Raw genomic sequence first — 9,381 nt, forward strand, 5'->3', positions numbered from 1 at the left:
CGACGAATAGCGATCCATGAGCAATACTCTGCCCGCGGCAATCCAGGGTTCGGAGCGCTGCAATTGCTATTGACTCCCGCCTTCACGGGTCTGCCAGGCTTGTTCCCTGCAAGTAACGCGCATGACTGAGGGCAAGACAGAACAAGGAAGTAGCGCCTATGAAATCGGTTTTCATCAGTGAAAACAGTTTGCCCGCGCAAATCTGGAACAGCGCCCCGCAACTGGACAACATCCCTGTCATCAACATCGAAACACTGGTCCCGGCCGGCGCTCGCGTAGTCGTCATCGCGCCGCATCCCGGCGATGAAGTGGTGACCTGCGGCGGCCTGCTGCAGTTGCTGTGCGCCCTCGGTCATCCTCTGCAATTGATCTCGATCACCGACGGTAGCGCCAGTCATCCGGGGTCGCGACAGTGGTCGGAGAAACGCCTGAGCGTCATTCGCCCCCAGGAAAGCGTCGAAGCGCTGCGCCGGCTCGGGTTGCCGATGCACAGCCTGAAGTGGATTCGCGGCGGCTTCACCGACAGCGGGCTGGGCGAGCGGGAATCTGAGCTGACGCAATTCATCGTCCGCTACCTGCGCCCTGGCGATGTCGTGTTCAGCACCTGGCGCGAAGACGGTCACGTCGACCACGACGCCGTTGGCCGGGCCTGCGCCAGGGCAGCGGCTTTGGTCGGCGCGACGCTCAACGAAATACCGGTCCGGGCCTGGCATTGGCCGACACGCGATCACGCGCTGATCCCTTGGCATCGCGCCCGCAAGGTATGCCTCGACACCTGGACCGTCGCGCGCAAAAGCCACGCCACTCACGCCTACGCCAGCCAACTCGACGGCGAGCCGGCGATCGGTATAGCCCCGCTGCTGTCCCCGGTGATATTGGAGCGCATGCGATTGCCGTATGAAATTGTGTTTGTCTGAAACCCCGGCAACCATTCAGTAGCAACTGCCTGCGAGACCGCTGTAGCAGCTGTCGAGCCCGCGAGGCTGCGTTCGGCTGCGCAGCAGTCGTAAAATCAGGCGACGCGGTGAGTCAGGCAAACCACAGATACTGGACTGACGACTGCTGCGCAGCCGAACGCAGCCTCGCAGGCTCGTCAGCTGCTACGCCGAACGCTGCCACCAAGTTGCAGTGAATGTGTTGTTACAAGACGAATCACGCTGAACTGCTCGCCCATGCATCAGTCGCATGCATACATCAGCTTGATTCAGAGGAGTGACCGTGACCAGCGATGCCGAACGACAGGCCGTCGAATCAATGCCATCGAACACGACCCCGGCGATTCATCGACTCAGAGTGCTGACGGTCAATACCCATAAAGGCTTCACCGCCCTCAACCGGCGTTTCATCCTCCCGGAATTGCGTGAAGCGGTACGCAGCACATCGGCCGACCTGGTGTTTCTGCAGGAAGTGGTCGGTGAGCACGACCGGCATTCTTCCCGTTACAACGACTGGCCACAGACCTCGCAATATGAGTTCCTGGCCGACAGCATGTGGAGTGATTTCGCTTATGGTCGCAACGCGGTCTACCCCGACGGCCACCACGGCAATGCCCTGCTGTCGAAATACCCGATCCGCGAATTCCGCAACCTCGACGTCTCGATTACCGGCCCTGAGCGGCGCGGGTTGTTGCACTGCGTGCTGGATGTGCCGGGGCATGCCGAAGTGCATGCCATTTGCGTGCACCTGAGCTTGTTGGAAAGCCATCGACAACTGCAGCTGCAGTTGCTCTGCCTGTTGCTCGAATCGTTGCCCGATGACGCCCCGGTGATTATTGCCGGCGACTTCAACGACTGGCAGTTGCATGGGAACGCCGCCCTCGCCCGGCGCCATTATCTGCATGAAGCCTTCGAACGCCATCATGGCCGGCCGGCGAAAACTTACCCGGCGCGTTTCCCCCTCCTGCGCCTGGACCGGATCTACCTGCGTAATGCCAGCAGTCATGAACCGCGAATACTCGGCCACAAACCCTGGACGCATCTGTCGGACCATTTGCCGCTGGCGGTGGAAGTGCGCTTGTAACACCGTCAAACGACAGTCGCCGGGAATTGCTGACGCCGACAGAAAAAATGACAGCAATGGCGCGCCGACGCCGTTTGTATATCTTGCGCTGATTCCTCCCTCAAACAACCGATAGCCCCCTACCAAACGCGTCTGGCCCGCGTCTTTCGGGATGATTTTTCGCACAAACAACAACTTATATACGCGCCAAAAATCAGTCACTTACAACACGTAAAATAGCCATACCGCTTATCGGCCACTTTCTTGACGCAGCGCCAGCAGTCTTCTTAGCTAGTGCTTACTACCCCCGGAAATCCATCAGGGGCAAGCCTCCAGACTCCTGTAAAAACGGGCGGGTCTGACCTTGCCTCAATCCATTCGGTCGCCCCTCATTCGGGGTAGGAGAGACGCCAAAGCGAGATACGCATGCGATTGCAAGGTAGACCCCCATGAAAACTTCCTTCACCCCACAAGAGATCAGAATCACCTTTTGCACGGTCACGAGTTCACTCCTGCTGTGCTCATCCATGGAGGTACAGGCTTCGTCTGCCGAGGATGAACCAACACTCTGGTACAACCAGGCCCTGCCGACCCTTACCTTGCCCGCCGGCTCCACCACGTATCCCGGCCGTTCACGCGTTAATCCCGACTTACAAAACTCACGCCTGACGGTCGAAGACGCCGCGCCTTCGGAATGGGACCACGTCTATGGAAAGACCTCCCGACAGGCCCAAACCGACTATCTGGCCCAAGGTTCTTCCATCCCCGGCGCCAGCGAATTCAAAGGCCCGGCACTGCTGACCGTACAAAGCAACAGCGGCCATACCCAACGGGTCGGACTGATCGGCGGCACCACTCAATTCCAGGGCAATGACAACGGTCTTCTGACCAACCGCGCCCTCGCCGATCCCGGCCATGACACGCTCAATCTTGAAGGCCAGAGTCTCGGCGCCTACTGGAGCCTGACCGGCCCACAAGGCTGGCACGTAGACTTGAGCGCCAGCGGTGGCCGGGTCAACGGCTACAGCCGCAATGACCAGGGCGCGCGACAAGCCGCCGAAGGCAGCGCGGTGACATTGTCGGTCGAAGGTGGTTTCCCGATTGGTCTGGGTAATAACTGGGTGATCGAACCCCAGGCGCAGTTGATCAATCAACGCATTACGCTGGATACGCCCTATGCGGGCTCCGGCAATGGCTCATCCAGTGACATGTCGTCCTGGAGCGGCCGGGTCGGTGCGCGCTTGAAAGGCAGTTACGATATTAACGGCCTGCCCGTCGAACCGTATGTGCGCACCAACGTGTGGCACACGGTGTACACCGGTAATACCGTGAGCCTGGATCAGGTCGACAAAATCAGCAGCAGTCGCAAATCCTCGACGGTGGATGTAGGTCTGGGTCTGGTGGCCAGAGTAACGCCCTTGGTCAGTTTTTATGTCAGCGCCGATTACAGCAGTGATGTGGATGACAATGATTTGAATGGGTTGATTGGCAGCCTTGGGGTGCGGATGCGGTGGTGAATCCTGGCCGATGATCGTTCCCACGCTCTGCGTGGGAATGCAGCCCGGGACGCTCCGCGTCCCAAGAGCGGACGCAGAGCGTCCATTGAGGCATTCCCACGCGGAGCGTGGGAACGATCAGAGTCCTAACCCTCCGGACGCAAAATCAATACCGCCAACGGCGGCAGGTTCAACTCCAGGGAGAGGGCCTGCCCATGGCTCGGTTCTTCGTCGGTGAACACTCCACCGCCGTTACCGTAGTTGGACCCGGCATACGTGTCGGCATCGCTGTTGATCAATTCGACCCAACGCCCGGCAAACGGCACGCCAATGCGGTAGGACTCGCGCGGCACCGGGGTGAAGTTGGCCACTACCAGCACCGGCCGCCCGTCCTTGCTCCAGCGCAGCCAGGCGTAGACGCTGTTGGTCGCATCGTCGCCGATCAACCACTGGAAGCCCTGCGGGGCGTCGTCCTGATCGTGCAGCGCCGGTTCTTCGCGATACAACCGATTCAGGTCACCGACCAGTTTGCGCACACCCTGGTGTTCGGGGTATTGCAGTAAATACCAGTCCAGTTGCTGATCATGATTCCATTCACGCCACTGACCAAATTCGCAGCCCATGAACAACAGCTTCTTGCCGGGATGCGTCCACATGAAACTCAGATAAGCCCGCAGGTTGGCAAACTTCTGCCAGCGATCGCCGGGCATCTTGTCGATCAGCGAATGCTTGCCATGCACCACTTCGTCGTGAGAAATCGGCAGGATGAAGCGTTCGGACCAGGCATACATCAGGCCGAAACTCAGCTCGTTGTGATGATGGGCGCGGTACACCGGATCCTGCTGGATGTAATGCAGCGAATCGTGCATCCAGCCCATGTTCCACTTATAGGCAAAACCCAGCCCACCCTGCTGCGTGCTCTGGCTGACACCTGGCCACGCCGTGGATTCTTCGGCAATCACCAGCGCGCCCGGCGTTTCCAGGGCCACCACGTCATTGAGATGACGCAGAAAATCAATGGCCTCCAGATTCTCCCGACCGCCATGACGGTTGGGCACCCACTCGCCGGCCTTGCGCGAATAATCGCGATACAGCATCGACGCCACCGCATCCACGCGCAGGCCATCGACGTGGAAATGCCTGAGCCAGTGCAGCGCCGACGCCAACATATAGCCATGCACCTCGGTGCGGCCCAGGTTGTAGATCAGCGTGTCCCAGTCCTGGTGAAAACCTTCCTGCGGGTTGCCGTACTCATACAATGCGGTGCCGTCGAACTGCGCCAAGCCGTGGATATCGGTAGGGAAATGCGCCGGCACCCAATCGAGGATCACACCGATCTCGGCCTGGTGACAGGCATTGACGAACGCGGCGAAGTCATCCGGCGTGCCGTAACGGGCGCTCGGGGCGAATTGCGACAGCAGTTGATAACCCCAGGAGCCACCGAACGGATGCTCCATGATCGGCATCAATTCAATGTGGGTGAAACCCAGCTCCTTCACATAAGGAATCAGCCGCTCGCCCAACTCGTGCCAAGTGTACTGACGGGCGACCTCACCCAAGTCATCCAGCTCGCATTGCCAGGAACCGGCATGCAATTCGTAAATCGACAGCGGTGCGCTGGTACGCTGACGCTCGCCCCGCGACTGCATCCAGGCGTGGTCCTGCCATTCTATTTTCAGCGGTGAGGCGACTTTCGATGCAGTGTCCGGCGGCAGAGCGGTGGCGAGAGCCATCGGGTCGGCCTTGAGCGGCAAAATGCCGTGGGCGCCAAGGATTTCGTATTTGTAGAGCTCCCCCGCTTGCAGGCGCGGAATGAACAACTCCCAGACACCGGTAGGGTGGCGCAGACGCATCGGGTGCCGACGACCGTCCCAGACGTTGAAATCACCGACCACCGAGACCCTTCTGGCATTCGGCGCCCACACGGCGAAGCGCACACCCTCGACGCCATCGACCGTCTTCAGCTGCGCGCCGAGACAACCGCTCAAATCCCGGTGGTTACCCTCGGCGAACAGGTACAAATCCATCTCACCGAGTAACGGGCCAAAGCTGTAAGGGTCCTCGGCGAGTTGCTCGCCACCGGCCCAACGGGTTCGCAACAGATAGGGCCGAGCCCGTTCGAAATGCCCGACAAACAGCCCCGGCGTTTGCGTGGTCTCAAGGCTGCCGAGCTCTTCCCCGGATTCCTTGTCCACCACCTGCACGCTCAAGGCGTCGGGTAGATAGGCGCGAATGAATTGCCCGCCAGCGCCATCGCCATGCGGGCCGAGAATTGCAAAGGGGTCTTGGTGCTCGGCGCGTACCAACGCATCGATATCCCGCGCCCTGGGCAGCAGCGCCTGTTCAACGTGCCCCTGTTCCTTGTTCGAGATACTCATGACTACTCTCCACCAAGATCGGAAAAGGGTTTGAGCCCACTCAATAACCCGTAAAGACCGTGCAACGGCACAGGCAGCCAGGTGGGGCGATTTTCAGCCTCATAGGCCACTTCATAAGCCGCCTTCTCCAGACCGAACAACGCCAGCGCGGCGTCCTCGCCTTCAGGATCTTGCCATGCATGAGCAAGACTAGCTGCCGCCAGCCGATAAGCGTCGACAAATGCTTGCCGCGCCTCTTTCAGATAACGATCGGCGACCCGTTGACGCGCTGCCTGGGCCTCGGCGGTGTTATCGACGTTATGCACGTTGATCGTCATCGCAGCGGCATAATCGAAGGAGCGCAACACACCGCTGACATCTTTGTAGGGGCTGTGTTTGCCTCGGCGTTCATGCAGCGGTCGCGCCGGTTCACCCTCGAAATCGATCAGGTAGGCATCACCCTTGATCACCAGCACCTGCCCCAGGTGCAAGTCACCATGGACGCGAATGCGCAGGCCACCAGCCGCTTTCTTACCCAACTCCTGAACATGGCTGAGGATGGTTTTTTTGTTGTCCAGCAAGCGACCGACCAATGCCTGGTCCGCAGCGTTCAGTTCAGTTTGATGCTGCTTGAGCAACGTCAGGGCATGTTCCAATTGCGCCGCCACGTCCTTGGCCGAGGCCAGGGCATCTTTCTGCGTGGTGATCTGGGGGGCGAAGTCCGGGTTGGCGCTCGGAGACGCCAGCACCTGATGCATTTCTCCCAGGCGCTGGCCGAGCATGCCGGCAAAATCCTTCAGCTCGCCGAGAGCGTTGTAGTGCTGCTCCTGCTCGGACACAGCATCGGCGAGTTCGTCGCGAAGCGCCCGTTCGAGGTTGTTCTGGGTCCACTCCCACGCGTCGCCCTGATTGCTCAAGTAACCTTGGGCGATCATCAGCAGCGTGTCCTCGCCTGCCGCGTTGCGACGAATCACCGCGCCCAGCAGCGGCGAAATATTCCGGAAACCGGCATGGGTCAGGTACGCACTCATTTCCAGTTCCGGGTGCACCCCTGTCGCGACCTTGCGGATCAGTTTCAGCACCAGGCTGCTGCCGATGACCACCGAACTATTGGATTGCTCGGCGGACAGGTACCGCACCTCCGACTCGGCCGTCAGGCCAAGCCTGGTCAGTTCGTCGGTCGGCTCGAAGCGGATTTCGCCACCGTCGGACGACAACACCATGCCGGCCTGTATGCCCTGCAACACGGCATGCACAAAGCTGTCGAGGCTGAAAGCATCGGTGATCAGGCCGACCTGACGCCCGCGCCGGACCCTGGCCAGTGCCAATTGCTGTGGCAACGCCGCGCCGACCTGCTCCTCGGAGATAAAACCGAATGGCAACTGATAACGGCTGGTCTGCCCGCCGCTGGTGACGTCGATTTCACCCAGCAACACTGGATGCTGCGGGTCGCCGAAACGCACGCCGTAAGCGAGGTTGACGTTGTCGATGACGCCGTCCTTGCCGGCGTACCAGCGGCGATTCTGCAACCAGCTCGGCAGAATGCCCTGCTCCAGGGTGTGGCGAGATGGCGCTTCGAGCAGCTCTTCCATGCGTTTCTTCAGCACCAGGGTGGTGAAATCCGGCAGGCTGTGCGCAGGTTCTACGTGCCAGCTTGGCATTTGGTTTTCCGCCGCCAGCCCAAACCAATAGAAACCATAAGGCGCCAGCGTCAGCAGGAAATTCAACTGGCCGATGGGCGGGAAGGCATTGCCGCCGAGCATCTCCACGGGAACCATGCCGACATAAGCCGATAAATCCAGTTCTGCCGCTTGCGCGCTGCGGGACACGTTGGCCACGCACAGAATAATCTCGTGCTTGCCGTCCGGGCCGGTGAATTCGCGGGTATACGCCAGAATGCGTCGATTGCTCGGTGAGAGCATCTTCAGCGTCCCGCGGCCGAAGGCCTTGGACTGCTTGCGCACCGCGAGCAGGCGCCGGTTCCAGTTCAACAACGAATGAGGGTCGCCGGCCTGGGTTTCGACGTTGACCGACAAGTAGCCGTAGAGCGGGTCCATGATCGGCGGCAGCACCAGGCTGGCCGGGTCGGCGCGGGAAAAACCGCCGTTGCGGTCGATCGACCACTGCATCGGCGTGCGCACACCGTCGCGATCGCCCAAGTAGATGTTGTCGCCCATGCCGATTTCATCGCCGTAATACAGGGTCGGCGTGCCGGGCATCGACAGCAGCAGGCTGTTAAGCAGCTCCACGCGGCGGCGATCACGTTCCAACAATGGCGCCAGACGCCGGCGAATCCCCAGATTGATTCGCGCCCGACGGTCGGCGGCGTAGTAATTCCACAGGTAATCGCGCTCCCGATCGGTGACCATTTCCAAGGTCAGCTCATCGTGGTTGCGCAGGAAAATCGCCCACTGGCAGTTGGCCGGGATTTCCGGGGTCTGCCGCAAAATATCGGTGATCGGGAAGCGATCTTCCTGGGCCAGCGCCATGTACATGCGCGGCATCAACGGGAAGTGAAAGGCCATGTGGCATTCGTCGCCGTTCTGGCCACTGGCGTCGGTATTGCCAAAGTACAGCTGAGTGTCTTCCGGCCACTGATTGGCCTCGGCCAACAGCATGCGATCGGGATAATTGGCGTCGATCTCGGCACGGATCTGCTTGAGGACGTCGTGGGTCTCGGGCAGGTTTTCGTTGTTGGTGCCGTCGCGCTCGATCAGGTACGGGATCGCATCCAGCCGCAGACCGTCAATGCCCATGTCGAGCCAGTAACGCATGACCGACAGCACCGCTTTCATTACCTGCGGGTTGTCGAAATTCAGGTCTGGCTGGTGGGAATAGAAGCGGTGCCAGAAGTACTGACCGGCGACCGGATCCCAGGTCCAGTTGGACTTCTCGGTGTCGAGAAAGATGATGCGAGTGCCATCGTATTTCTGATCGTTATCGGACCAGACATAGAAGTCCCGGGCCGCCGAACCGGGCTTGGCCTTGCGCGCGCGCTGGAACCACGCGTGCTGGTCCGAGGTGTGGTTGATGACCAGTTCGGTAATCACCCGCAGGCCGCGTTTATGGGATTCGGCAATGAAGCGCTTGGCATCGGCCATGGTGCCGTAGTCAGGGTGCACACCACGGTATTCGGCGATGTCATAACCATCGTCGCGTCGTGGCGAGGGGTAGAACGGCAACAGCCAGATGGTGTTGACGCCCAGATCGGCAATGTAATCGAGTTTGGCGATAAGGCCGGGAAAGTCGCCGATCCCGTCGTTGTTGGAGTCGAAAAAAGACTTAACGTGAACCTGGTAGATCACCGCATCCTTGTACCAGAGCGGGTCTTTGATAAAGGTGGCTGACCTGGGTTTCTTCGCCATTTGTAACTCCTGTTGAATTCGAGTTCGCTATCCGAAGGCTGCGTTCGGCTGTAGCAGCTGTCGAGCCTGCGAGGCTGCGTTCGGCTGCGAAGCAGTCGTGAATCCGGTAGACGCGGTGTGCCCTGATGCACCACAAGTTCTGGTTTGACGACTGCTTCGCAGCCG

The 9,381-nt window shown here is 60.0% G+C and carries 5 protein-coding genes; 3 read left to right on the forward strand and 2 right to left on the reverse strand.

Annotated features, from left to right (window positions below; genetic code table 11):
- Positions 1-158: 158 nt before the first annotated feature.
- The 3 genes from NHU87_RS24485 to NHU87_RS24495 all read left to right on the forward strand — a co-directional run bounded on the left by NHU87_RS24485 (position 159) and on the right by NHU87_RS24495 (position 3,515).
- Positions 159-917 carry a PIG-L deacetylase family protein gene (locus NHU87_RS24485; protein ID WP_253553112.1) on the forward strand — a complete coding sequence of 253 codons (759 nt, stop codon included), beginning with the start codon at positions 159-161 and terminating at the stop codon, positions 915-917.
- Positions 918-1,218: 301 nt separating this feature from the next.
- Positions 1,219-2,019, forward strand: a complete 801-nt coding sequence (locus NHU87_RS24490; RefSeq protein ID WP_253553113.1) for an endonuclease/exonuclease/phosphatase family protein — start codon at positions 1,219-1,221, stop codon at positions 2,017-2,019.
- A 428-nt stretch (positions 2,020-2,447) separates the two neighbouring features.
- A complete protein-coding gene (locus NHU87_RS24495) occupies positions 2,448-3,515 on the forward strand; it encodes an autotransporter domain-containing protein (protein WP_253553114.1) in 1,068 nt (355 codons plus the stop codon).
- A gap of 125 nt (positions 3,516-3,640) precedes the next feature.
- Here the strand turns inward: NHU87_RS24495 and glgB are convergent, their stop codons facing one another.
- Positions 3,641-5,872 (reverse strand): 1,4-alpha-glucan branching protein GlgB, encoded by a 2,232-nt coding sequence (glgB, locus tag NHU87_RS24500; RefSeq protein ID WP_253553115.1) that lies wholly within the window; start codon positions 5,870-5,872, stop codon positions 3,641-3,643.
- A gap of 2 nt (positions 5,873-5,874) precedes the next feature.
- Positions 5,875-9,216, reverse strand: a complete 3,342-nt coding sequence (treS, locus tag NHU87_RS24505) for a maltose alpha-D-glucosyltransferase (protein ID WP_253553116.1) — start codon at positions 9,214-9,216, stop codon at positions 5,875-5,877.
- Positions 9,217-9,381 lie beyond the last annotated feature (165 nt).

Source organism: Pseudomonas mandelii (assembly GCF_024138395.1).
GTDB classification, from domain to species: Bacteria; Pseudomonadota; Gammaproteobacteria; order Pseudomonadales; family Pseudomonadaceae; genus Aquipseudomonas; species Aquipseudomonas mandelii_E.